Below are 22726 nucleotides of genomic sequence, written 5' to 3' on the forward strand. Positions count from 1 at the left end.
TTTGCCAGAATTCATTCTGTTTTGCGGGCCGGGCGAGTGAGCGTGTCGCTCAGACGGCGTTCAGGCCGTGGGAGCGGAAGACGGCACGGGTCTCGTCGAGCCGACCGGGGGTCGGCGAAGGGGTGTCGTGGAGGGTGAAGGGCATGGCGAGTGCTTGCCACTTCGCTTCGCCGAGCTTGTGGAAGGGGAGGATGTCGACGCGTGAGACATTGCCCAGGCCGGCGGTGAAGGCGGCGACTCCCTCGATGTTCGAGGGGTCGTCGGTCAGGCCCGGGACGAGCACGAAGCGGACGTGGACCTCCTGGCCGAGGTCGGCGAGGCGGCGGGCGAAGTCCAGGGTCGGCTTCAGCGGGCGGCCGGTGACCTTCTTGTACGTGTCCGGGTCCCAGGACTTGATGTCGAGGAGGACGAGGTCGGTGTCGCGCAGCAGGGCGTCGGTGGCGCGGGCGCCCAGGAAGCCGGAGGTGTCGAGCGCGGTGTGGAGCCCGAGCTCGTGCTTCATCCGGTGGAGCAGCTCGCCGGCGAAGACGGGCTGGAGAAGAGGTTCACCGCCGGAGACGGTGGCCCCGCCTCCGCAGGCCGAGATGAAGCGGGTGTACTTCCGCGCTTCGGCGATCACGTCGTCGGCGGAGGCGCGTGTGCCGCTCCGCATCCGCCAGGTGTCGGGGTTGTGGCAGTAGAGACAGGTCAGCGGGCAGCCGGAGAGGAAGGTGACGAAGCGGGTGCCGGGGCCGTCGACGCCGGTCGACAGGTCCCAGGAGTGCACCGAGCCCTCGGAGGGGCGGCGGGTGACCGCGGCGGCTGGTGTGGCGGGGCCGACAGCGATCGTGCCGGTGGTGCCGGTCATGGTGGTCTTCGCCGTGGTCGTCGCCGTGGTCATGGCAGGACCTCTCCGTTCCGAAGGGGTGCGAGGCACCGGGGCCGAGGTGTGGACCGGCCCCGGGGCGCGCGGTCGGGGGCGTCTACAGCGAGCCGTGGAAGGTGCGGTTGAGGACGTCGAGCTGCTGCTCGCGGGTCAGCCGGACGAAGTTGACCGCGTATCCGGAGACCCGGATGGTCAGCTGCGGATGGTTCTCCGGGTGCTCCATGGCGTCCATCAGCACATCCCGGTCGAGGACGTTGACGTTCATGTGGAAGCCGTCGCTCGCCATGTAGCCGTCGAGGACACCGGCCAGGTTCCTGATCCGCCCCTCGGGGGTCCGGCCCAGGCCGTCGGGGGTGACCGTGCTGGTCAGCGAGATGCCGTCCTCGGCGTCCTCGTAGGGCAGCTTGGCGACCGACAGGGCCGAGGCCACATAGCCGTGGATGTCGCGGCCGTTCATCGGGTTGGCACCCGGGGAGAACGGCTCTCCGGCGCGGCGCCCGTCGGGGGTGTTGCCGGTCTTCCTCCCGTAGACGACGTTGGAGGTGATGGTCAGGACGGACTGGGTGTGTTCCGCGTTCCGGTAGGTCGGGTGCCTGCGCACCTTCCGCATGAACTCCTCGACCAGCCAGACCGCGATCTCGTCGGCGCGGTCGTCGTTGTTGCCGCCATCGTCTTCAGCTCGCCCAGCGCGCGGATCTGCTCGGCGAGCTCCTCGCGCAGCCGGATCGCCTCCTCCAGCGAACGCCCGTCCACGGGAAGGGAGTTGAGCTCCTCCTTCTCGCCCTGCTTGACCGCGATCAGCCGGTCGACGCCGTAGAGGGCGACACGGGGGTAGTCGCCGATGATGCGGCCGCGGCCGTAGGCGTCGGGGAGACCGGTGACCACGCCGGCCTTGCGGGCGGCGCGGATCTCGGGGGTGTAGGCGTCGAAGACACCGGCGTTGTGGGTCTTGCGGTACTCGGTGAAAACCTTCTCCAGCTCGGCCGAGACCGGGTAGCCGTAGGTCTCCAGGGCGCCGGCGACCATGCGCCAGCCGCCGTACGGCATGATCGCGCGCTTCAGCGGGGCATCGGTCTGGAGGCCGACGATCAGGTCCTTGTCGCGGTCGATCCAGCCGGGGGCGTGGGCGGTGATGGTGGAGGGGATGTCGTACGCGACATCGAGGACGCCCTTGGCACGCTCCTCGGGGAAGCGGTCGGTGATGGCCTTCCACACGGCGGTGGTGCGCTCGGTGGGCCCGGCCAGGAAGGAGTCGTCGCCCTCGTACGGCGTGTAGTTCTGCTGGATGAAGTCGCGGACGTCGACGGCGTCGCGCCAGAGTCCGCCCTTGAAGCCCTTCCAGGCCCCGTCGGTCACCGCTGCCTCAGCAGGGGTCGCAGTCATCGCCCGCACCGCCTTCTTCGAATCATTCGATCGCGTCGTTGCTCACCTCCATTGCACGCCTTTTGATCGATCATTCGGGTCGGCATTGGTCACCGATCGACGGTCTTCGGTCCCCTTCCCGGCATGCGGAAAGACCCCGCCTGAGCGGGGCCTTGTCGGAGCGCGGTCGGTACGCCGGTCAGCTGGGCGCCTCCGCGCCCTTGCGGGCGTAGAACCACCAGGTCACGACCGTGCAGCTGGCGTAGAAGGCGACGAAGCCCCACATCGCGCTGGTCACGGCCATCGAGCCGAAGAGGGCCGGGATGAAGAAGAAGCCGTAGGCGGCGATGCCCGAGGTGAAGCCGGTGACCGCGCCGGACTCCATCTCCGACTGCTTCAGCGCCTTCGTGTACTCCGGGGTGCCCTCCGTCAGCCCCTTCAGATGGGTTCCCCGGAAGATCACCGGGATCTGGCGGAAGGTCGAGCCGTTGCCGATGCCCGAGAAGAAGAACGCCGCGAGGAAGCAGAAGAAGAAGCCGTAGAAGCTGCCCGCGTCGGACCCCGACGGAAGGAAGGCGATGACGCCGATGATCGAGGCCGCCATGCCCACGAAGGACAGGATCGTCACCCGCGCGCCGCCCACCCTGTCCGCGACCCGGCCGCCCGCCCACCGGGCCAGGGCGCCGACCGCCGGCCCCATCCAGGCGTAGGTGGCGACGGAGTAGTCCGGGAACGTGGTCTTGATCAGCATCGGCAGGGCCGCTGCGAAGCCGATGAAGGAGCCGAAGGTGCCGACGTACAGCCAGGTCATCAGCCAGTTGTGCTTGCGCTTGAAGATGATCTTCTGCTGGCTGAAGGGGGTGGAGGCCACCTTCAGGTCGTTCTGCCCGAACCACGCCACCGCCGCGAGGACGAGCAGCACGGGCACCCAGATGAAGGCCGCGTTCTGGAGGTGGACGGGGGTTCCGTCGGCCTTTTGCTGGGCCTTTCCGATCGCGATCGTCGACCAGGTGATGACGATCGGCGTCAGCAGCTGGACCGCCGAGACGCCCAGGTTGCCCAGACCGCCGTTGATGCCGGTCGCGCTGCCCTTCCTCGCCTTCGGGAAGAAGAAGCCGATGTTCGCGAGCGAGGAGGCGAAGTTCGCGCCGCCGATACCGCACAGGGCCGCGATGGCGACCATGACGACGTACGGGGTCGACGGGTCCTGGATCGCGATGCCCAGCCAGATCAGCGGCACGACCAGCACGACCGTCGACAGCGCCGTGAAGCGGCGCTGGCCGATCCTCGGGCCGAGGAAGGTGTAGAAGATCCGGGCCGTCCCGCCCGTCAGACCGGGGATCGCGGTCAGCCAGAACAACTGCGAGGTGGAGAAGCCGAAGCCGACGTCCTTCAGGTTGGTGGCGGTGACGCTCCACACCTGCCAGACGACGAAGGCCACCAGGAGCGCCGGGACCGCGATCCACAGATTGCGGCTCGCGACACGCTTCCCGATCGACTTCCAGAAGAGCTCGTTCTCCGGCTCCCAGTCGGTGATCGGCCGGCCGGGGCGGTACTGCTCCGCGTCGTACGAGGGTGCCGGCCCGCTCGTCGCCGCTCTGGTCTCCTGGAGTACGGAACTCATGGCGCTTCCCTGAGGATCGGGGCTTTCCTTGCCCTTCCAGGCTGCGTCCGGGCCTCGGGGCCAGGTCAGAGGCCATGGTCGTGACCCTGGCGGGCGGAGGTCCCGTCATCCCCGGGCCCTAGGGACACACCCCAGGCCCTGCCCGCCGCGGCCCGCGTGCCAAAGGCGGCGGGCCGGGCCCCGCTCTGATGTTCTTTGGCGCATGACGCAACCGTTCCTGCCCCTCATCGCGCGCTCCCGCGCCGAGGCGCACCGCGCCGCCACACCGCTCGAGCTCTTCTTCGACCTCTGCTTCGTCGTCGCCGTCGCCCAGGCCGGCGCCGAGCTCGTGCACGCGGTCGCCGAGCACCACACCGCCGACGGCATCTCCCACTACGCGATGGTCTTCTTCGCTATCTGGTGGGCCTGGATGAACTTCACCTGGTTCGCCTCGGCCTACGACAACGACGACGTCCTCTACCGCGTCGCCACCTTCGTCCAGATCGCCGGTGTCCTCATCCTCGCCGCCGGGATCTCCCGCGTCTTCGAGGACGACTTCTCCGTCACCGTGCTCGGCTACGTGGTCATGCGGCTCGCCCTCTCCTTCCAGTGGCTGCGCGCCGCCCACCACGCGACGGACCCCGCCGAGCGCGCGATGTGCCGGCAGTACGCGGGCGGCGTGGTCCTCTGCCAGATCGGCTGGACCGCTCTCCTCTGGGCCCCCGAATCCGCCCGCGGCTGGATCTTCCTCGTCATGATCGTCGCCGAGCTGGCGGTCCCGGCGGTCGCCGAGCGGCACGCCACCACCCACTGGCACGCGCATCACATCGCCGAGCGCTACGGCCTGTTCACGATCATCGTGCTCGGCGAGACCATCGCGGCGGCGACGGTCGCCGTGAAGACGGGGGTCAGCGAGTACGACGCCCTCGGCGAGCTGCTCCCGATCGCCGCGGGCGGCCTGCTGATCGTCTACGCCGCCTGGTGGATCTACTTCGCCGCCCCCGCCCACGTCCGCCTGCACGCCAACCGGGTGGCGTTCCTCTGGGGCTACGGCCACTACCTCATCTTCGCCTCCGCCGCCGCCATCGGCGCCGGGATCGAGATCGCCGTCGAGCAGGCGGTGGGCAAGGCCCAGATCTCCACCCTCGCCGCCTCCTCCGCCGTGACGATCCCCGCCGCGCTCTTCCTGCTCTGCGTGTGGCTGCTGCACGCCCGGTACTTCAAGGTCGGCATCGCGCAGCAGCTGGTCCTGCCCGTCTCGTCGCTGGCGATCCTCATGTGCACGTTCGCCGGCCGCTGGGCGGTCCTGCTCGCCGGTCTCGTCGCGGCGGCGACCGTGGCGGTCGGGGTGACGCTGGCCGCGCGCAACCCCGTCTCGCACGGTGCCGGACCCGGCCACGGCCACTGACCGAACGGGCGTGGTACGCAAGGACCATGACGAAGCATGACGCAATCACGGACGTGACCGGGCTGAGGGTGGGCCACGCGCGCGTGGCGGGGCCGGGAGCCCTCAGCGGGACCACCGTCGTCCTCGCCCCGGAGGGCGGGGCCGTGGCCGGCGTGGACGTGCGCGGCGGCGGCCCCGGCACGCGGGAGACCGACGCACTGGACCCCCGTAACGTCGTCCAGCGGATCGAGGCCGTGGTCCTGACGGGCGGCAGCGCCTACGGGCTGGACGCGGCGGCCGGAGTGATGGCCTGGCTGGAGGAGCGGGGGCGAGGGGTACGGGTCGGGCCAGAGCCCTCGCACGTGGTCCCGGTCGTCCCCGCCGCCTGCGTCTTCGACCTGGGCCGCGGCGGCGACTTCGCGGCCCGGCCGGACGCGTCCACGGGGCGGGCCGCGGTGGAGGCCGCCGCGGCGACGGAGCTGCACGCGCGCGTGGGGACGGGCGCGGTCGGCGCGGGCACGGGGGCGGTCGTCGGCGGGCTCAAGGGCGGGGTCGGCACGGCGAGCACGGTCCTGGAGTCGGGGATCACGGTCGGCGCGCTGGTCGTCGTCAACGCGGTCGGCTCGGCGGTCGATCCCGAGACGGGCGCGCTGTACGGGGAGTACTTCCAGGGCCGCCCCGCCCACCCGGAGCCGGCCGTCCACGAGGCCGCGAAGCTGCGTCTCGCCGAGGCCATGGCGAGGAACACGCCGCCGCCCCTCAACACCACCCTCGCGGTCGTCGCGACCGACGCCGCGCTGACCCGTGCGCAGGCGCAGAAGTTCGCGGGCACGGCGCACGACGGCATCGCGCGCGCCGTCCGTCCGGTGCATCTCCTCAACGACGGCGACACCGTCTTCGCCCTCGCGACCGGCGCGCGCGACCTGGCGCCGGAGGCCGGTCCGCTCGCCCTCAACGACATCCTCGCGGCGGGCGCGGACATGGTGACCCGGGCGATCGTGCGGGCGGTCCGGGAGACCGCCGAGGGGGTGGCGGGACCGGGCGGGGACTTCCCCTCGTACCGCGAGCTGTACGGACCGGGCCCGGTTGTCGACTCCCCGTCCAACAAAGGGAGTTGAGGCGATCACCCACCCGCGTGCGGGAACTTCCCGCACGCCCCCTTCGTTTTGCCGAACCCCGGACACGATGTCAGACCCAGGGACTACGTTAAGCAAGCACCAAGTGACATGCGGCGACGGCCTGGAGACCCTCTTGAACGATCCGCGGGATCATCACGATCCGTACGAGACGACCGAGACGCACCTTGAGCGGCTCCTCGGCCGGGCGCTCAACTCCTTCGACCTGCCCGACTCCACGATCGAGCGCCTGGAGACGGCGTTCGCCCACTCCAGCGCGCTGCACTCCTCGCACCACAGCGCGTCGCTGCACCGCACCACGTACCACCACACCTACCTCCTGGCCGACGGCACGGCGCTCGGCCTGTGGGAGCTGGTGCACAACTCCGGCCGGGACGGCGCCGTGCAGCACGAGCTGTACGCGGACGAGGCGGAAGCCCGGCTCGCCGCCTCCCGGCTCCCGGCCCGCTTCTCCCCGGGCTGGGGGGCCGAACGCTCCACCGACCTGGACTTCGACGAGGACAACGACCTGGAGCTGCTGGGCGCCCTGCTGTCCCGCCGGATACCGAAGCAGCCCAGGAGGTACGTCCCCGACGACTCGCCGGACCACGCCCGCCGGGTGCTGCGCCGCGCGGAGAACGAGGACCGTCCCGGCGAGGAGACCGCGCGCCGGCTCCGCGTGGCGTACGCGCACCACATCACGCAGGCGTTCGGCCGCCACTGCGCGGTGGAGGGCGGCCGGGACGCCGGCTTCACCCTCTACGAGCACGCGTTCCTGCTGCTCGACGGCACGGAGATGAGCCTCTGGGAGGTGGAGCACACGGCGACACCGGACGGCCGCCACATGTGCGAGGTCTACGAGGACGAGCGCACGGCCCGCGACGCGATGGAGCACCGCGCGCGGGTGCGGTGAGGCGGGCGGTTCGAGGCGGGAGCAGAGGCCCTGCTCCCGCCTGGGCCCTCCGCTCGCTCAGGGCTTGCGGACCAGGAGGGCCACCGTGACACCGGTCAGACGTTCGGTGCCGGTCGCGGTGTAGTGCTTCCGCAGGGCACCCGCCTGGGGAGCGGGGAGCGCGTCCAGCGGGTCGGCCGCCCCCTCCGGTACGACCAGCCAGATCCGGGCCTCGCGCCCCAGACAGGCCGCCGGGTCCGGACACTCCGAGGACCACAGGTCCGCGCGGTCCGCGGCCGAGCGGGCCAGGAAGACGTCCCGGGGCCGCAGCTCGTCGGGCAGGTAGTGACGGACGCCCAGGTCGAGGAGACGCCAGTAGTCCTCGCCCCGGTCGTACACCACGGCGTCGCCCGGCCGGTGGTACCTGGCGATGGTCTCGGCGGCGCCCTTGTAGTCCACCCCGTGCCAGAAGTGCGCGTACGTCTCGCGCACCGACCGCTGCTCCGGCAGGCTCAGCACGGCCACGGCGACCAGGGCGGCGGCGAGGACCGAGCGGGAACGGAGCGCGGCGAGCGCCGCACCGGCCAGGACCGCCCACGCCGGCAGGGTGAAGAGCAGGTACCGGTGGAAGAAGTACGAGATGTCGCCGTGCGAGACCGCCCACAGGACGAGGACCGGCAGCACTGCCATGGCGGTCACGGCCGGGACCGGCCCCCGGGAGGCCGGCCGCCAGGAGCTGCCGCTCGTCGACGCAGGCGTGCCGGCGCGGCCCGCCCGCCGGCGCTCCGCCCAGGCCGACACGGCGAGGAGCGTCACCGCCCCGGCGAACGTCCCGGAGGCGTACAGCTGCGGGAGGAAGGCGGCCAGGCTCCCCAGATCCGGTTGGGGGATCCAGGCGATCTGACGTGACGCCTGCCTGCTGCCGAGCACCGCCGCCGGCGCCGCGGCGGCCACCCCGGCCAGTGCGGCGAGCCCGGCCCGGACGGCGAGGGCGCGGTCGACACGGGCCCATGCGGCCACCACCACCAGCTGCCCGGCCAACACCGTGAGCGCGATCAGGTGCAGCAGCCCGACCGCGGCCACGCACCCGGCGTACGCGGCCCAGCGCCCCACGCGCTCCGGCCGGTCCAGGGCCCGCAGCAGCGCCAGCGTGGCCAGGGCGACGGCGAGGACGACCAGGGCGTACGGGCGGGCCTCGTGGGCGTAGCGGACCACCACGGGGGTGAGGGCGAAGAGCAGCCCGGCGGCGAGCCCGGCGCGGCGGCCGAACAACCGCTGCCCGATCAGCGCCGTACAGGCCGCCGCACCGGTCATCGCGAGGGCGGAGGGCATCCGCAGGGCGGTGACGGAGTCGCCGAAGACGACCGTCCACCCGTGCAGCAGCAGGTAGTAGGCGGTCAGGACCGCGTCCACGTTCCCCACCGTGTCGAGGAGACGGCCGGTGGAGCGGGTCACCATGTCCCAGGTGTTGAGTTCGTCCTCCCACAGCAGCGGGTGGTCGATCTCGTACAGCGTCAGGGCGAGGGCGAGAAGCGCCGGCCACAGCCAGACACCGTGCCGCAGCCCGCCCTCGCCGCGCGGTGCGGCGGGGCGGCGGGTGGCGGCCGGAGCGGGATCCCGGACCTCGGCGGCGACGGAGGAGGGCGTACCCACAGCCGGCCCCTAGCCGCGCACCGGCGCGGGCGCGTCGGCGGCGGACGGAGCGGCCGCGGGAGCAGCGTCGGGCAGCGCGGCCGCGGAAGCGGTCTCGGGCGGCGCGGCCGCGGGGGCAGCGGAGTGCGGTGCGGTGGCCGCGTGCGGGATCGGGGCGGCGGCGAGCTTGCCTACGGCGAACTCGCGGTTGGCGCGGGTCTGCTTGCGGTACGGCTCCGGCAGGTCGGGCAGGGCGAGCAGCCGGTCGCAGGCGGCGAGCGAGGCGGCGTGGTCGCCGACCCAGTACGCGGTGATCGAGTACTCGAACAGCAGTCCCCAGCGGTACACCCATGGCTGGAGGAACAGCACGTCGTCGCGCGGCTGCTCCCGGTCGAGGACCGCGGAGACGATCGCGTGGGCGGTGTGGTGGCGGCGCATCTTGCGCAGCCGCGCGGCCAGTTCGTAACAGGCTTCGAGGCGCTCCGGCCGTGAGTCCCAGGCGCGCGTGAGCGTGTCCATGGCAGCCGGCCAGTCGCCGGACTCGGCCCTGAGCACACCGGACTGGAGCAGCGCGTAGTAGACCTCCTCGCCCCAGCCGCCCATGGCCGCGCGGCGCTCGTAGAGCGTGATCGCCTCCCCGGCGCGGCCCATGTCGCGCATGGTCTGCGCGAGGTAGAAGACCGTACGGGGGTTGGTGGGGTCGCGGTCGAGCTCGGCGCTCAGGAGCCGGGCGTCCCGTTCGAACTTGTCGTGGCGTGAGCCGCCGTCGTGGTGGTCGTCGATGGCGAGAGCGTCGAGGTTCTCCTGGATGTGGTCCCGGTCGGTTGTGAGGTACTCGTGGGTCACCCCCTCGTACCTCCATGGCAGATCGCCTCTGACCAGGCGTTTGATGCGGTACTCCAGCGCGCCCCTGTGGGTCAGCATGTACGCGTCGGCGGTCAGCGGGGGCAGCGGGCCGTCCTGGCGCAGGACGAGGTCGGCGTCGAGGAGCAGAAGGTAGTCGGCCCGGCCGCGGGCGTGGGCGATGTTCAGGCTGCGGTTGTGCCCGAAGTTGACCCACGGCTCCTCGTGCAGCTCTCCCGGGATTCCGTGGAGAGCCTTGCGAATCAGGTCCTGGGTGCCGTCGGTCGAACCTGTGTCGGAGATGACCCAGGTGTCCACCAGGTCACGGACAGAGGCGAGGCAGCGCTCGATGACGCGCGCCTCGTTCTTGACGATCATGCACAAGCAGATGGATGGCTTCACGGCAACACCACTTTCGGTGCGTCGGCGGGGGGCGACCATAAGCACAGGCCAGGGACCATCGGGGACGGCACGCCGACAGGCGCCTTCAGGTTCGCCACGCCGTACGCACCCAGGGGGATGGTGGCGGTAGGCCAAGGCGTTGACAGTCCCCTCTGAGCCGTAAAGGCGCCGCGATCGCAGTCCGATGATCTGAAAGGAAGCTCGAACTCGCTTCCGGTGAATCACTCGATCCGGATGAAGAAGGAGCTGTTGCATGAGTCCTGATTCCAGGACCAGGTCCGCACTGGGCCCGCTTCCGCGACGCCGCGCCTGGCTCAACGGAGGTGCCATCGCATCGATCGCACTTGTTCTCACGGGCCTCACGGCCCCCGTATCCGCCGCGCCGCAGCGCGCGGCCGGGTCTTCGGGGGTGAACGCCGCGGACGCGCCGTCGGGCGGCGACGAGTGCAGGGACCGCCCGCACCACGAGGGCCCGCGCCCGCACCACGAAGAGGGCCCGCCGCCGGAGGTGTGGGGGCCGGTCTCCAACGAGAAGAACGCCGCGATGCCGCAGGAGGGCGCAGCCCCCGGCGGTCTCCCGGGCTACGTGGACCACCACGTCCAGCAGTTCACGGGCGGCAGCCTCGCGCAGTACCTGCAGGCCGCCTCGGGCCACGACCACTACGTACGGGCACTCCCCATGAAGGGCCCGGACCACTGCGAGCAGGGCCCCCCGGGCCCGCCCGGTCCCACGGGAGCGACGGGCGCCACCGGGGCCACGGGTGCGACGGGTGACACCGGCCCGGCGGGAGCCACGGGTGACACCGGGCCCACCGGCGACACCGGACCGGCGGGAGCCACGGGTGACACCGGGCCCACCGGCGACACCGGACCCGCCGGACCCACCGGCGACACCGGGCCGGCGGGAGCCACCGGCGACACCGGGCCCACCGGCGACACCGGGGCCACGGGCGACACCGGCCCCGCCGGGGCAACCGGCGACACCGGACCCGCCGGACCCACCGGCGACACCGGGCCGGCGGGAGCCACCGGCGACACCGGGCCCACCGGCGACACCGGGGCCACGGGCGACACCGGGGCCACGGGCGACACCGGACCCGCCGGGCCCACCGGCGACACCGGACCCGCCGGACCCACCGGCGACACCGGGCCGGCGGGTGCCACGGGCGCAACTGGCGCCACGGGCGACACCGGACCCTGCGCCGACATCGACGTTCACACTCCGCCCATTGGTCCCGAGGACTTCCAGGCCGTCCTCACCGGCGGCAATGTGTTCGCCGGCCGGGGGCCGACGCTCGGCGGGACGATCGTCTGGCAGGACCTCACCAACGCGGACCCGATCGTCGGGCCGCCCGAGGACCCGGCCAACCCCGACTACCCCGCGAACGTATGCGCTGTGGGCATCGAGGCTCGGGGAGCGAACGCGTACGTCAAGGTGCTCACCACGGACGGAACCGTGTGGCAGACACACGGTGATGTCGGCGGAACCAGCTTCGTCTGGGACGAGCCCTGGACCCAGCAGACGACACCGACACCGGTGGTGCTGCGCAACACCAAGTTCTCCCGCGCCCTGGACGCCGGAGGTGCAGTGAACCGCCCCTGACCTGAGCGGTACGCCTGAGGGGCGGTGGGCTCACGGAGCGCACCGCCCCTCGGGGCACCTCACGCGGGGCCGGTCAGGCCGCTGCCGCCACCTTCGTCTCAGCCTGGGGCAGTTCCCCCGCGCCCGCCCCCTCGGGCGCCGACTTCCGCGCGCCCTTCAGAACGATCACGAGCGCGGCGCTGACCACCGTGCCCGCCACGATCGCGAGCAGGTACAGCAGCGGGTTGCCGATCAGCGGGATCACGAAGATGCCGCCGTGCGGGGCCCGCAGCGTGCACTCGAAGGCCATCGACAGCGCGCCGGTGACCGCGCCGCCCGCCATGGCCGCCGGGATGACCCGCAGCGGGTCGGCCGCGGCGAAGGGGATCGCGCCCTCGCTGATGAACGAGGCCCCGAGGACCCAGGCCGCCTTGCCGTTCTCCCGCTCGGTCCTGGTGAACAGCCTGCCGCGTACGGTCGTCGCGAGCGCCATCGCGAGCGGCGGGACCATACCGGCGGCCATCACCGCCGCCATGACCTTCAGGGAACCCTCGTTGGGGGTGGCGAGGCCGCCGACGGCGAAGGCGTACGCCACCTTGTTGACCGGGCCGCCGAGGTCGAAGCACATCATCAGGCCGAGCAGGGCTCCCAGGATGACCGCGTTGGCGCCGGAGAGGCCGGAGAGCCAGTCGGTGAGGGCGTTCTGGAGACCGGCGATGGGCTTGCCGATCACCAGGAACATCAGGAAGCCGACGACGATCGACGCGAGCAGCGGGATCACGACCACCGGCATGATGCCCCGCAGGGCCGCGGGCACCTTCACCTTCTGGATGGCGAGGACCGTCCCGCCCGCGATCAGACCGGCGGCCAGGCCGCCGAGGAAGCCCGCGTCGATGGTGAGGGCGATCGAACCGCCGACGAAGCCGGGTACGAGGCCCGGCCGGTCGGCCATCCCGTACGCGATGTAACCGGCGAGGACCGGGACGAGGAAGGCGAACGCGAGGCCGCCGATCTGGAACATCAGCGCGGCCCAGCTGTCGGCCTGGCCCCAGGCGAAGTGCTCCGCGACGGAGGGGGCCTTGTCGATGTCGTAGCCGCCGATGGCGAAGCCGAGGGCGATGAGCAGGCCGCCGGCGGCGACGAACGGGACCATGTAACTGACGCCGGACATCAGCCACTTGCGGAGCTTGGTGCCGTAACCCTCGGTGGGCTCGCCCGCGCTCTCGACCGGGGTCGGACTCCCGGTGGGAGCCGTGAACTCGCCACGTTCGGCCTTGCCTCGGACCTCCGAGATCAGCCCGGCGGGCCGGTTGATGCCGGCCTTGACGCCGACGTCGACGGTCGGCTTTCCGGCGAACCGTTCCTTCTCTCGTACGGGAACGTCGTGCGCGAAGATGACGCCGTCGGCGGCCTCGACGACCGCCGGGTCGAGCCGGGTGAACCCGGCGGACCCCTGCGTCTCGACGACGACCTCGACACCGGCGGCCTCGCCCGCCTTTTCGAGGGCTTCGGCGGCCATGTAGGTGTGCGCGATGCCGGTGGGGCAGGAGGTGACGGCGACGATACGGAAGGGGGCCGCCTCGGCGGGCGCGGGCGCGGGGGCCGCCGCGACCACGCCGGCGGAGCCGTCCGCCCCCACGGAGCCGTCCACGCCGGCGGAGCCGTCCGCCTCGGCGCTCTCGGCCTCCGACTCCTCGCCCGCGATCAGGGCCGCCGCCTCCGACGCCGAACTCGCCGACCTCAACGCCCTCGTGAAGTCCTCGTCCATGAGCTGACGGGCCAGCGAGGAGAGGATCGTCAGATGGGCGTCGTCCGCTCCCGCCGGGGCCGCGATCAGAAAAATCAGGTCCGCCGGGCCGTCCGCGGCACCGAAGTCGATGCCCGCGCGGGAGCGGCCGAAGGCGAGGGTGGGGGCCGCCACATGGGCGCTGCGGCAGTGCGGGATGCCTATGCCGCCGTCGAGGCCCGTCGGCATCTGGGCCTCGCGGGCGGCCACGTCCGCGAGGAAGCCGTCCAGGTCCGTCACTCGGCCGAGAGCGACCATGCGCTCCGCGAGCGAGCGGGCCGCCGCTTCCTTGGTGCCGGCGGACAGGTCGAGATCGACCAGGTCCGCGGTGATCATTCTGCTCATCGCGGGCTCCCTTGCTCGCTGAGTACTCGGTCGAGGGGTACGTCGTCGGTCACCGTGACCGCCGGCGGGTTCAGATCGGCCGGGGTGGGCATCTCGCTCCCCGGCAGTCGGACGGCCGCCGCGCCGTGCGCGACCGCCGCCGCCAGCGCCTCGGGGCCCTCTCCCCCAGCCGCGAGGAATCCGGCCAGGGACGCGTCGCCCGCGCCCACGTCGGAGCGGACCGCGTCGACCGGCGCCGTGGCGTACCAGATGCCCGCGGCGGAGACGAGGAGTTGGCCGTCCGCGCCCAGGCTCGCGAGCACCGCGCCTGCGCCGAGCCCCCGCAGCTCCTCCGCGGCCTTCACCGCGTCGCCGACGGTCGTCAGGGGCCGGCCCACCGCCTCGGCCAGTTCGTCGGCGTTCGGCTTGACGACGTCCGGCCGGGCCGCGAGGGCCGCGAGCAGCGAGGGGCCCGAGGTGTCGAGCGCGATCCGGGCGCCCGCGCCGTGCGCGCGGGTGACCAGCTCCGCGTACCACTCGGGCGCGAGGCCGCGCGGCAGGCTGCCGCAGCAGGCGATCCAGTCCGCGGCCGGGGAGTAGGCCCCGACGGTCGCGAGGAGGGTCTCGGACTCGCCCGGAGTGAGCTCAGGACCGGGGGCGTTGACCTTCGTCAGCGTGCCGTCCGGTTCCGCGATCGCGATGTTGGAGCGGGTGTGGCCGGCCACCGGCACCGGCGCGACCTCGATCCCCTGATCGGCCAGGAGCTGGGCGACCAGCGCGCCGGGTGCCCCGCCGAGCGGGACGACGGCCACGGTCCGGTGTCCGGCGGCGGCGACGGCCCGGGAGACGTTGACGCCCTTGCCGCCGGGGTCCATCCGCTCGACGGATGCCCGCAGCACCTCGCCGCGCTCCAGGGCCGGGACCTCGTACGTCCGGTCCAGCGAGGGGTTGGGGGTGACGGTGAGGATCATGTGCGTACGACTTCCGTTCCCGCGGCCTCGATCGCCGCGGCGTCCTCGGGCCTGAGCCCGCTGTCGGTGATGAGCAGATCGACGTCGGTGAGGGCACCGAAGCGGGCGAAGTGCTCCTCGCCGAACTTGGCGGAGTCGGCGAGGAGGACGACCCGGCGGGCGGAGGCGATCACGGCCCGCTTCACGGCGGCCTCGGCGAGGTCGGGGGTGGTGAGCCCGAGGTCGGGCGAGTAGCCGTTGGCGCCGAGGAAGGCGACGTCGGCGCGGATCTCCCCGTACGCGCGCAGCGCCCAGGCGTCGACGGCGGCGCGCGTACGGTGCCGGACCCGGCCGCCCACGAGGTGGAGGTCGATGCCGGGGTGGTCGGCGAGCCGGGCGGCGACGGGCAGGGCGTGTGTGACGACGGTCAGCCCGCAGTCGAGGGGGAAATCGGCGGCGAGCCGGGCGACGGTGGTGCCGGCGTCGAGCACGACGCTTCCCTCGTCGGGGAGTTCGGCGAGCGCGGCCCGCACGATCCGTTCCTTCTCGTCGGCGGCCGTCGCCTCACGCTCGGCCAGGTCCGGCTCGAAGTCGAGCCGCCCGGCCGGTATCGCGCCACCGTGCACCCGGCGTACGAGTCCGGCCCGGTCGAGGGCCTTCAGGTCCCGCCGTACGGTCTCGGCGGTGACCTGGAACTCCTCGGCGAGGGAGAGGACGTCGACGCGTCCGCTCTCCCGGGCGAGCCGGAGGATCGCTTGCTGTCGCTCGGGTGCGTACATGTGGTTTTACGTCCGTTCCATGCCCGAACTTGTGGTTTAACTGGCAGGCTACGCCCCCGTGAGCAGAAAGTAAACGAATTCGGGCACCCTTACGGACACGAACGGGCATCGGCCGGGAATCGGGCCGAAGGCCCCGGGCCCTTGGAACCGGCCCGTCGGCGCTCCGGTACGGCGCAAGGCCCGGACCGGGGGCGCCCCGGTCCGGGCCTTGCGTCGCCGTCGTACGCGGCGGCTCGCCGCGCGGAAGGTCAGTGCGTGAGCACCGGCTCCTTCTCGACGTCCACGGAGTCGTCCGCGCCCCCGTCCGCGTCGTCCGCGCCCTCGATGTGCTGCTTCGGCTTCGCCGGCAGCGCGAACATCACCAGGAAGATCACGGCGAGCACCGCCACCGCCCACCCCAGCGCGTTCTGGAACGCGTCCGTGAACGCCGCTCCGACCTCCGCGGGGGCCTTCGCGAGCCGCTCCTCGTCGATCACGCCGAAGAAGACGACCGACACGAGCCCGAGTCCGAGCGCGTTGCCCATCTGCCCGGTCGTGTTGATGAGGCCCGAGGCCGAGCCCGCGTGCTCGCGCGGCACGTCCGAGAGGACCGCGTCCGTCAGCGGGGCCACGATCAGGCCCATGCCCAGACCCATGACGACGAGCGGCGCGATCATCTGCCAGGCCTCGATGCCGGTCCCGTACCGCCCGGCCTCCCACAGGTAGAGGAGCATGCCCGCGGCCATCGTCGCCGCACCCGTCTGCAGCACCTTGCGGCCGAAGCGCGGGACGAGCTTCTGCACCGACAGACCGGCCGCCGTGGAGACGGCGATCGAGAACGGCACGCCCGTCAGACCCGCCTTCAGGGGGCTCCAGCCGAGGCCGATCTGCATGTACAGCGTCCAGACCAGGAAGAAGATGCCCATCACGACACCGAAGGTCAGCTGGACGGCGATACCGGCCGCGAAGCTCTTCACCTTGAACAGCGTCAGCTCGAGGAGCGGGGAGCCGTCCTTCTTCGTCTTGTACTTCTCGTACGCGACGAGGGCGGCGAAGACGACGAGGCTGCCGGCCATGCACAGGTGGCCCCAGAGCGGCCAGTCCAGCTCGCGGCCGCGCGTCAGCGGGTAGATCAGCATCAGCAGCGCGAGCGTCACGAGCAGAACGCCCACGATGTCGAGGCGGAGCGCCTTGGGCGCCTTCGACTCGGTGATGAACTTCCGGCCCAGGATGATGCCCGCGATGCCGACCGGCAGGTTGATGAGGAAGATCGGGCGCCACTCCAGGCCCGCGATGTTCCACTGGGTGAGCAGCGCGCCGAGGAGCGGGCCGGAGACCGCGCCGAGGCCGATGATCGCGCCGAACATGCCGAAGACCTTGCCGCGCTCGTGGGCGGGGAAGGTGACGTGGATGATCGACAGGACCTGCGGGACCATCATCGCCGCGGCCGCGCCCTGGAGCAGGCGGGAGGCGACCAGCATCTCCGGGCTCGCGGCGAAGCCGCAGAGCGCGGAGGCGACGGTGAAGCCGGCAGTGCCGAGCAGGAACAGCCGCTTGCGGCCGTAGATGTCGCCGAGACGGCCGCCGGTGATCAGTCCGGCGGCGAACGCCAGGGCGTAACCGGCGGTGATCCACTGGATCGCGCCGAAGGACGCGCCGAGGTCCCGCTCGATGCTCGGGATCGCGATGTTGACGATCGTGGCGTCGACCAGGTCCATGAAGGCGGCGGTCATGACGATGGCGAGGGCTATCCAGCGCCTGCGGTCGGTGGCCGCTGCACCCGGCACGGCGGTCTCGTGTGAACTCATACGAGAAACGTAGAGGCCATATAGGTCAGCTGATGTCCTAGATGCGTCGCATGCTGGAACACATGACGGACACTCCGGCACGACTCCTGAATCTGCTCTCGCTGCTCCAGACGCCGCGCGAGTGGCCGGGCAGCGAGCTCGCCGAGCGGCTCTCGGTCTCCGCGCGCACGATCCGCCGGGACATCGACCGGCTGCGGGAGCTCGGCTATCCGGTGGAGGCGACGAAGGGCGCGGTGGGCGGGTACCGCCTGGTCGCCGGTACGGCGATGCCTCCGCTGCTCCTCGACGACGAGGAGGCGGTCGCGATCGCGGTGGGCCTGCGGGCGGGGGCCGGGCACGCGATCGAGGGCGTGGAGGAGGCGTCGGTGCGGGCGCTCGCCAAGCTGGAGCAGGTGCTGCCGTCGCGGCTGCGCCACCGGGTCTCCACGCTGCAGAACGCGACGATCCCGCTGACGCGCGGGGACGGGGCGACGGTCGCGCCGTCGACACTGACGGCCCTCGCGGGCGCGGTGACGGCACAGGAGCGGTTGCGGTTCGGCTACCGCGCGGGGGACGGAACCGAGTCGCGCCGCCTGGTCGAGCCGTACCGGCTCGTGTCGACGGGACGGCGGTGGTACCTCGTGGCGTACGACATGGAGCGCGAGGACTGGCGTACGTTCCGGGTCGACCGGGTGTCCGAACCCTTCGCCACGGGGGCGCGCTTCGCCCCGCGGGAGCTTCCGGCGGGCGGCGCGGCCGAGTACATGACGCGCTCGATGTCCCGGGCACAGCCGGAACTGGACCTGGACGTCACCTTCGACGCCCCGGCCGACTTCGTGACCGCCCGCCTCCCGGCGCACCTCGCCCCGGCACCGACGGGCCCGACCACGTGCCGGCTGCGCACGCGCACCACGGACTCCACGGAATGGCTGGCCATCCGCCTGGCCCTGGTGGACGCCCCCTTCACGATCCACGCCCCGTCCGCTCTGCTGACGTACGCCAAGGACCTGGGCGCCCGCTTGTCGGCGGCCACGGGGTAGGGGCCGAGGCCGGGCGGGCGGGGCGCATAGGGGCCCGGCCCCCCGGACGCCACGCTCCCAGGGGCCGGGGGGCCGGCCGCTCTAGGCCACCGCGTCGAAGCCCGTGTCGCGGGCCATCTTCTTCAGCTCCAGCAGCGCGTGCTTCTCGATCTGGCGGATCCGCTCACGGGTCAGGCCGTGTTCCTTGCCGACCTCCGTCAGCGTGCGCTCGCGGCCGTCCTCGATGCCGTACCGCATCCGGATGATCGACGCCGTGCGGTGGTCGAGCTTGTCGATCAGGTCGTCGAGCTCCTCGCTGCGCAGCAGCGTCAGTACCGACTGCTCCGGCGACACCGCCGAGGTGTCCTCCAGGAGGTCGCCGAACTGCGTCTCGCCCTCGTCGTCCACCGACATGTTCAGCGAGACCGGATCGCGCGCCCAGTCCAGGACGTCCACGACGCGCTCGGGCGTCGAGCCCAGCTCCGCCGCGATCTCCGCGGGCTCCGGCTCCCGGCCGTTCTCCCGGTTGAACTCGCGCTGCACACGCCGGATCCGCCCCAGCTCCTCCACCAGGTGGACGGGGAGCCGGATCGTGCGCGACTGGTCGGCTATGGACCGCGTGATGGCCTGACGGATCCACCACGTGGCGTACGTCGAGAACTTGAAGCCCTTCGCGTAGTCGAACTTCTCGACCGCGCGCACCAGGCCCGCGTTCCCTTCCTGGATCAGGTCGAGCAGCGGCAGCCCGCTACGCGGATAGCGTCGCGCGACCGCGACGACCAGCCGCAGGTTCGACTTGATGAAGAGGTCCTTGGCACGCTCGCCCGCCTCGTACAGGGCTTCGAGCTCCTCACGGGACGCGCCGCCCGCCTCGGAGTCCACCTCGCCGTCGAGGATCTGCCGGGCGTACACACCCGCCTCGATCGTCTGGGAGAGCTCGACCTCCTTGGCGGCGTCGAGGAGGGGCGTGCGGGCGATCTCGTCGAGGTACATGCCGACCAGGTCGCGGTCGGCGATCTCCCCGCCCACGACGCGAACGCTGCTCGCCCGGCTCTTGCCGCTACCGCTGGTGGCGGAGGACTGACGACGGGCGACGGCACGGGTTGCCATGCGTGCTCCCTTGCTGAGTAGGTCGCGACACCCTTTCGGGTGCCCTGCATCCGACGGAAACAACGACTGGAATCAGGACAGAATTCCCACGCGGCGCATCGATTTTCGCGATCATGCAGTACCCTGTGCCGCCACCGAGGGGGTCCCATGCCGTTCAGAGACACAGAGGTGCAGGTCAGGCCGGGCACGGAAGGTGACCTGGCGCCGCTCACGGAGCTGTACAACCACTACGTCCGTGAGACCGCGATCACCTTCGACACCGAGCCCTTCACTCCGGAACGGCGGCTCCCCTGGCTCCGCTCCCACCCTGAAGACGGCCCGCATCGCCTTCTGGTTGCTCACGATGTCCGGAAAGGGGCGAACAGTCGAATTCTCGGATATGCCACCAGTAGTGCGTTCCGCCCGAAACCGGCGTACTCCACCTCCGTCGAGGTCAGCGTGTACCTCTCTCCCGACGCCGCCGGCCGCGGCATCGGCACACTCCTCTATGAGCGGCTCTTCGAGGCCCTCGCGGCCGAGGACGTCCACCGCGCCTACGCCGGGATCGCCCTGCCGAACGAGCCCTCGATCCGCCTCCACGCGCGGTTCGGCTTCCGCCACATCGGTACGTACGGAGAGGTCGGCCGGAAGTTCGGCCGGTACTGGGACGTGGCCTGGTACGAGAAGCGGCTCGGCCCCGGGGACTAGGTCCCCCGACCGTTACGGACGAGATACCGCCCCGCCTACGGTCACGACCATGACCGACACCGCGCGCATCTCAGGCACCGACAGCCCTGGCATCGACAGCTCCGGCATCCTCGACGAAGCCCTCCAGCGTCTCCACGCCAGCGGCCCGGAGCGGAACGGCTGGCTCAGCAACCACGCCCCCATGGCCGTCGAATCTCTCGTGCGCCACGGCCAGGCCCCCGCCGTGCACCGCTGGCTGGACCGGTACCGGCCCAAGCTGGAGGACATGCCGGCGCCCCACACCCCGGTCACCGCCGCCACCTGGCGCGAGGCGCTCGGCGACCCGGCGCGCATCGCCGACTGGGCCTGCTTCTTCGAGCGGGAGACATCGGAACGGCCCTGGCGCGAGGTGCTCGCCGAGTGGTGGCCGCGCCTGCTCCCGGGCATCGCGGCCGGGGCGACCCACCCCGTGATCCGTACCGGTCACGCCGTACGCACCCTGCTGACGACCGAGGAGACGGCGCCGCGCCGCACCGAGCTGGCCCACGCGCTCGGCTACTGGGCGGCCCGCGCACAGCCGCTGCCCGCGCTCACCCCGCTGGCCCCGGCACCCACCGCGGCCGCCGCCCTCGACGCCGTACCCCCCGTCCCCGACCAGGAGGGCGGGATCCGCACGCGCCTCGCGCAGCTGACCGCGTTCCCGAGCTGGGGGACGACCGCCGACCCCGACACCGCGCGCGCCTCGCTGACGGAGCTGGTCACGGCCGCGACCCACCGCTACGCCACGCACGGCCACGGCGAGCCCACGATGCTGGTCCACGCGGCGACCGCGCCCAACGCCGTCCTGCGCGCGCTCCCGGCACTCCCGCGCGAGCTCTGGCCGGCGAGCCTCGCGGCCGCCTGGGCCGCCTCGGCCGCCGTGACCGCGGCCTACACGCCGCGCGAGCCGGCGCCGTACAGCGGGACGGCCCTCACCCCGGAGGAGATCTTCGAGCGGGCCACGGCACATGGCGACGACCACACGATCAAGTTCGCCGACACCGCGCTCGACGTCGGCGACCCGCTCGCACTGACCGCCGCCGTCCGCGCGATCGATCTCAACCCTCCGGCCTTCTAGAGCCCCCGGAAGCCGGAGCCGCCGGACCCCGGGACCCGCCGGACCCGCCGCATCCCCTACCCGAACTGGACCGAGCGCTTCGCGAGCCCCATCCAGAAGCCGTCGATCACGCTCCGCCCTCCGTCCAGGTCACCGGCCGCGTCCGCCGCGCCCAGGGTGACGAACAGCGGCGCGAAGTGTTCCGTACGCGGATGGGCCAGGCGGCCCGCCGGGGACGTGTGCTCGAAGTCCAGGAGCGCGTCGATGTCCCGCGCCTCCAGCGCGTGACGCCCCCAGTCGTCGAACTCCGCCGACCAGCCCGGCACCCCGGCCCCCACGTGCCGCAGCGCGGCCAGGTTGTGGGTGAAGAAGCCGCTGCCGACGATGAGGACGCCCTCGTCGCGCAGCGGCGCGAGCCGGCGGCCGATGTCCATCAGCTTCCGCGGGTCGAGGGTGGGCAGGGAGATCTGGAGTACGGGAACGTCGGCGTCCGGGAACATCTCCACCAGCGGGACGTACGCGCCGTGGTCGAGCCCCCGGTCGGGGATGTCCTGCACCGGCGTACCGGGACCGCGCAGCATCGCACGGACGGACGCGGCGAGTCCGGGCGCGCCGGGGGCCGCGTACCGCACCTGGTAGTAGTGCTCGGGGAATCCCCAGAAGTCGTGGACCAGCGGGACGGTCTCGGTCGCGCCGAGGGCGAGCGGGGCCTCCTCCCAGTGGGCGGAGACCATCAGGATCGCCTTGGGCCGCGGCAGGCCGGCGGACCAGGCGGCCAGCTCGCCGGGCCAGACCGGGTCGTCGGCGAGCGGCGGGGCGCCGTGCGAGAGGTAGAGGGCGGGCATCCGTTCCAGCGTGGCGTCCATGACGACCGCCTCCCGTGATCCGAGGGGTGGGTAAGGGGCAGAGAGGTTCAATGCTTGAAGGTTCAAGCGTGCCTCACCCTGAGCGTAGGACGATGTAGTTCAACTTTCAAGGACGAGTCGTAGGATGGACCGCATGACCACGGCACCCGACGGCACGGCGGCACACACGGACGCGCCCCGCTGGCTCAGCGACGAGGAGCAGCGCGTCTGGCGCGCGTACCTCCACGCCACCACCCTCCTCGAGGACCATCTCGACCGCCAGCTGCAGCGCGACGCCGGGATGCCGCACGTCTACTACGGCCTGCTCGTCCACCTCTCCCAGGCGCCCCGGCGGCGGCTGCGGATGACCGAACTGGCCAAGGACGCCAAGATCACCCGTTCCCGGCTCTCCCACGCCGTCGCCCGCCTGGAGAAGAGCGGCTGGGTGGTGCGCGAGGACTGCCCGTCCGACAAGCGCGGGCAGTTCGCGCGTCTCACGGACGAGGGGTTCGAGGTGCTGAGGCGAACGGCTCCCGGCCATGTCGCCGCCGTGCGGCAGGCGATGTTCGACCGGCTCGGTCCGGAACAGGTGGCCCAGCTCGGCGAGATCATGAAGGTGATGGCGGAGGGCCTCCAGCCGACGGACCCGAACGCGGACCTGCCCTGGCTCCGCTGAGCGGAACCAGGGCAGGCGGCGGTACG

At 72.1% G+C, this 22726-nt stretch carries 18 protein-coding genes and 1 pseudogene; 8 read left to right on the forward strand and 11 right to left on the reverse strand.

The genetic code is table 11. From position 1 onward, the window contains the following. Nucleotides 1-49 precede the first annotated feature (49 nt). The 3 genes and pseudogenes from pflA to ACZ3OF_RS20495 form a co-directional block, all read right to left on the reverse strand. Entirely contained in the window at nucleotides 50-847 is a 798-nt protein-coding gene (pflA, locus tag ACZ3OF_RS20485) for a pyruvate formate-lyase-activating protein (protein WP_467306182.1), read from the reverse strand. A gap of 115 nt (nucleotides 848-962) precedes the next feature. Further along, nucleotides 963-2257: pseudogene (locus tag ACZ3OF_RS20490) on the reverse strand (pyruvate formate lyase family protein). A 169-nt stretch (nucleotides 2258-2426) separates the two neighbouring features. Then, nucleotides 2427-3851, reverse strand: coding sequence for an MFS transporter (locus tag ACZ3OF_RS20495; protein ID WP_467306026.1), 1425 nt, complete (start codon nucleotides 3849-3851; stop codon nucleotides 2427-2429). A gap of 202 nt (nucleotides 3852-4053) precedes the next feature. On the opposite strand from ACZ3OF_RS20495, the gene ACZ3OF_RS20500 reads away from it, so the two are divergent. The 3 genes from ACZ3OF_RS20500 to ACZ3OF_RS20510 all read left to right on the forward strand — a co-directional run bounded on the left by ACZ3OF_RS20500 (nucleotide 4054) and on the right by ACZ3OF_RS20510 (nucleotide 7245). After that, nucleotides 4054-5238 carry a low temperature requirement protein A gene (locus tag ACZ3OF_RS20500; RefSeq protein ID WP_361671798.1) on the forward strand — a complete coding sequence of 395 codons (1185 nt, stop codon included), beginning with the start codon at nucleotides 4054-4056 and terminating at the stop codon, nucleotides 5236-5238. 26 nt (nucleotides 5239-5264) lie between these two features. Next, a complete protein-coding gene (locus tag ACZ3OF_RS20505; protein WP_361671797.1) occupies nucleotides 5265-6335 on the forward strand; it encodes a P1 family peptidase in 1071 nt (356 codons plus the stop codon). A gap of 133 nt (nucleotides 6336-6468) precedes the next feature. Further along, nucleotides 6469-7245, forward strand: a complete 777-nt coding sequence (locus ACZ3OF_RS20510) for a DUF6227 family protein (RefSeq protein ID WP_361671794.1) — start codon at nucleotides 6469-6471, stop codon at nucleotides 7243-7245. A 57-nt stretch (nucleotides 7246-7302) separates the two neighbouring features. Here ACZ3OF_RS20510 and ACZ3OF_RS20515 read toward each other — a convergent pair whose 3' ends face one another. Both ACZ3OF_RS20515 and ACZ3OF_RS20520 read right to left on the reverse strand, forming a co-directional pair. Then, entirely contained in the window at nucleotides 7303-8877 is a 1575-nt protein-coding gene (locus tag ACZ3OF_RS20515) for a glycosyltransferase family 39 protein (RefSeq protein WP_361671791.1), read from the reverse strand. Between the two features lie 9 nt (nucleotides 8878-8886). Next, nucleotides 8887-10077 carry a tetratricopeptide repeat protein gene (locus ACZ3OF_RS20520; protein WP_467306031.1) on the reverse strand — a complete coding sequence of 397 codons (1191 nt, stop codon included), beginning with the start codon at nucleotides 10075-10077 and terminating at the stop codon, nucleotides 8887-8889. A gap of 277 nt (nucleotides 10078-10354) precedes the next feature. Here ACZ3OF_RS20520 and ACZ3OF_RS20525 point away from each other — a divergent pair, with 277 nt between their 5' ends. After that, entirely contained in the window at nucleotides 10355-11704 is a 1350-nt protein-coding gene (locus ACZ3OF_RS20525) for a hypothetical protein (protein ID WP_467306033.1), read from the forward strand. Between the two features lie 73 nt (nucleotides 11705-11777). On the opposite strand, the gene ACZ3OF_RS20530 is transcribed toward ACZ3OF_RS20525, so the two are convergent. The 4 genes from ACZ3OF_RS20530 to ACZ3OF_RS20545 form a co-directional block, all read right to left on the reverse strand. Then, nucleotides 11778-13814 (reverse strand): PTS fructose transporter subunit IIABC, encoded by a 2037-nt coding sequence (locus ACZ3OF_RS20530; RefSeq protein ID WP_467306034.1) that lies wholly within the window; start codon nucleotides 13812-13814, stop codon nucleotides 11778-11780. Continuing rightward, complete coding sequence (gene pfkB, locus ACZ3OF_RS20535; protein ID WP_361671781.1) at nucleotides 13811-14764, reverse strand: 1-phosphofructokinase; 954 nt, start codon at nucleotides 14762-14764, stop codon at nucleotides 13811-13813. Before pfkB ends, ACZ3OF_RS20530 begins: the two co-directional genes overlap by 4 nt. Beyond that, nucleotides 14761-15522 carry a DeoR/GlpR family DNA-binding transcription regulator gene (locus tag ACZ3OF_RS20540; RefSeq protein ID WP_361671778.1) on the reverse strand — a complete coding sequence of 254 codons (762 nt, stop codon included), beginning with the start codon at nucleotides 15520-15522 and terminating at the stop codon, nucleotides 14761-14763. Before ACZ3OF_RS20540 ends, pfkB begins: the two co-directional genes overlap by 4 nt. Nucleotides 15523-15770: 248 nt before the next feature. After that, nucleotides 15771-17309 carry an MFS transporter gene (locus ACZ3OF_RS20545; protein WP_467306037.1) on the reverse strand — a complete coding sequence of 513 codons (1539 nt, stop codon included), beginning with the start codon at nucleotides 17307-17309 and terminating at the stop codon, nucleotides 15771-15773. Between the two features lie 62 nt (nucleotides 17310-17371). Here ACZ3OF_RS20545 and ACZ3OF_RS20550 point away from each other — a divergent pair, with 62 nt between their 5' ends. After that, a complete protein-coding gene (locus ACZ3OF_RS20550; protein WP_361671774.1) occupies nucleotides 17372-18328 on the forward strand; it encodes a helix-turn-helix transcriptional regulator in 957 nt (318 codons plus the stop codon). An 81-nt stretch (nucleotides 18329-18409) separates the two neighbouring features. On the opposite strand, the gene ACZ3OF_RS20555 is transcribed toward ACZ3OF_RS20550, so the two are convergent. Further along, complete coding sequence (locus ACZ3OF_RS20555) at nucleotides 18410-19417, reverse strand: sigma-70 family RNA polymerase sigma factor (RefSeq protein ID WP_361671772.1); 1008 nt, start codon at nucleotides 19415-19417, stop codon at nucleotides 18410-18412. 147 nt (nucleotides 19418-19564) lie between these two features. Here ACZ3OF_RS20555 and ACZ3OF_RS20560 point away from each other — a divergent pair, with 147 nt between their 5' ends. Further along, nucleotides 19565-20104 (forward strand): GNAT family N-acetyltransferase, encoded by a 540-nt coding sequence (locus tag ACZ3OF_RS20560; protein WP_361671768.1) that lies wholly within the window; start codon nucleotides 19565-19567, stop codon nucleotides 20102-20104. A 49-nt stretch (nucleotides 20105-20153) separates the two neighbouring features. Further along, entirely contained in the window at nucleotides 20154-21200 is a 1047-nt protein-coding gene (locus tag ACZ3OF_RS20565; protein WP_361671766.1) for a questin oxidase family protein, read from the forward strand. Nucleotides 21201-21256: 56 nt separating this feature from the next. Here the strand turns inward: ACZ3OF_RS20565 and ACZ3OF_RS20570 are convergent, their stop codons facing one another. Then, nucleotides 21257-22045 carry a dioxygenase family protein gene (locus ACZ3OF_RS20570; protein ID WP_361671763.1) on the reverse strand — a complete coding sequence of 263 codons (789 nt, stop codon included), beginning with the start codon at nucleotides 22043-22045 and terminating at the stop codon, nucleotides 21257-21259. 124 nt (nucleotides 22046-22169) lie between these two features. Here ACZ3OF_RS20570 and ACZ3OF_RS20575 point away from each other — a divergent pair, with 124 nt between their 5' ends. After that, the gene (locus ACZ3OF_RS20575; protein WP_361671760.1) at nucleotides 22170-22700 is read left to right on the forward strand and encodes a MarR family winged helix-turn-helix transcriptional regulator; all 531 of its coding nucleotides are present in this window, start codon (nucleotides 22170-22172) and stop codon (nucleotides 22698-22700) included. Nucleotides 22701-22726: the final 26 nt, after the last annotated feature.

It is taken from the genome of Streptomyces sp. NPDC022552 (assembly GCF_055561875.1).

What these genes read in the sequence shown, in the direction of transcription:
- pflA (WP_467306182.1), bottom strand. Translation starts at nt 847, where the DNA reads ATGACCGGCACCACCGGCACGATCGCTGTCGGCCCCGCCACACCAGCC.
- ACZ3OF_RS20495 (WP_467306026.1), bottom strand. Translation starts at nt 3,851, where the DNA reads ATGAGTTCCGTACTCCAGGAGACCAGAGCGGCGACGAGCGGGCCGGCA.
- ACZ3OF_RS20500 (WP_361671798.1), top strand. Translation starts at nt 4,054, where the DNA reads ATGACGCAACCGTTCCTGCCCCTCATCGCGCGCTCCCGCGCCGAGGCG.
- ACZ3OF_RS20505 (WP_361671797.1), top strand. Translation starts at nt 5,265, where the DNA reads ATGACGAAGCATGACGCAATCACGGACGTGACCGGGCTGAGGGTGGGC.
- ACZ3OF_RS20520 (WP_467306031.1), bottom strand. Translation starts at nt 10,077, where the DNA reads ATGATCGTCAAGAACGAGGCGCGCGTCATCGAGCGCTGCCTCGCCTCT.
- ACZ3OF_RS20525 (WP_467306033.1), top strand. Translation starts at nt 10,355, where the DNA reads ATGAGTCCTGATTCCAGGACCAGGTCCGCACTGGGCCCGCTTCCGCGA.
- ACZ3OF_RS20530 (WP_467306034.1), bottom strand. Translation starts at nt 13,814, where the DNA reads ATGAGCAGAATGATCACCGCGGACCTGGTCGATCTCGACCTGTCCGCC.
- pfkB (WP_361671781.1), bottom strand. Translation starts at nt 14,764, where the DNA reads ATGATCCTCACCGTCACCCCCAACCCCTCGCTGGACCGGACGTACGAG.
- ACZ3OF_RS20540 (WP_361671778.1), bottom strand. Translation starts at nt 15,522, where the DNA reads ATGTACGCACCCGAGCGACAGCAAGCGATCCTCCGGCTCGCCCGGGAG.
- ACZ3OF_RS20545 (WP_467306037.1), bottom strand. Translation starts at nt 17,309, where the DNA reads ATGAGTTCACACGAGACCGCCGTGCCGGGTGCAGCGGCCACCGACCGC.
- ACZ3OF_RS20550 (WP_361671774.1), top strand. Translation starts at nt 17,372, where the DNA reads ATGACGGACACTCCGGCACGACTCCTGAATCTGCTCTCGCTGCTCCAG.
- ACZ3OF_RS20555 (WP_361671772.1), bottom strand. Translation starts at nt 19,417, where the DNA reads ATGGCAACCCGTGCCGTCGCCCGTCGTCAGTCCTCCGCCACCAGCGGT.
- ACZ3OF_RS20560 (WP_361671768.1), top strand. Translation starts at nt 19,565, where the DNA reads ATGCCGTTCAGAGACACAGAGGTGCAGGTCAGGCCGGGCACGGAAGGT.
- ACZ3OF_RS20565 (WP_361671766.1), top strand. Translation starts at nt 20,154, where the DNA reads ATGACCGACACCGCGCGCATCTCAGGCACCGACAGCCCTGGCATCGAC.
- ACZ3OF_RS20570 (WP_361671763.1), bottom strand. Translation starts at nt 22,045, where the DNA reads ATGGACGCCACGCTGGAACGGATGCCCGCCCTCTACCTCTCGCACGGC.
- ACZ3OF_RS20575 (WP_361671760.1), top strand. Translation starts at nt 22,170, where the DNA reads ATGGACCGCATGACCACGGCACCCGACGGCACGGCGGCACACACGGAC.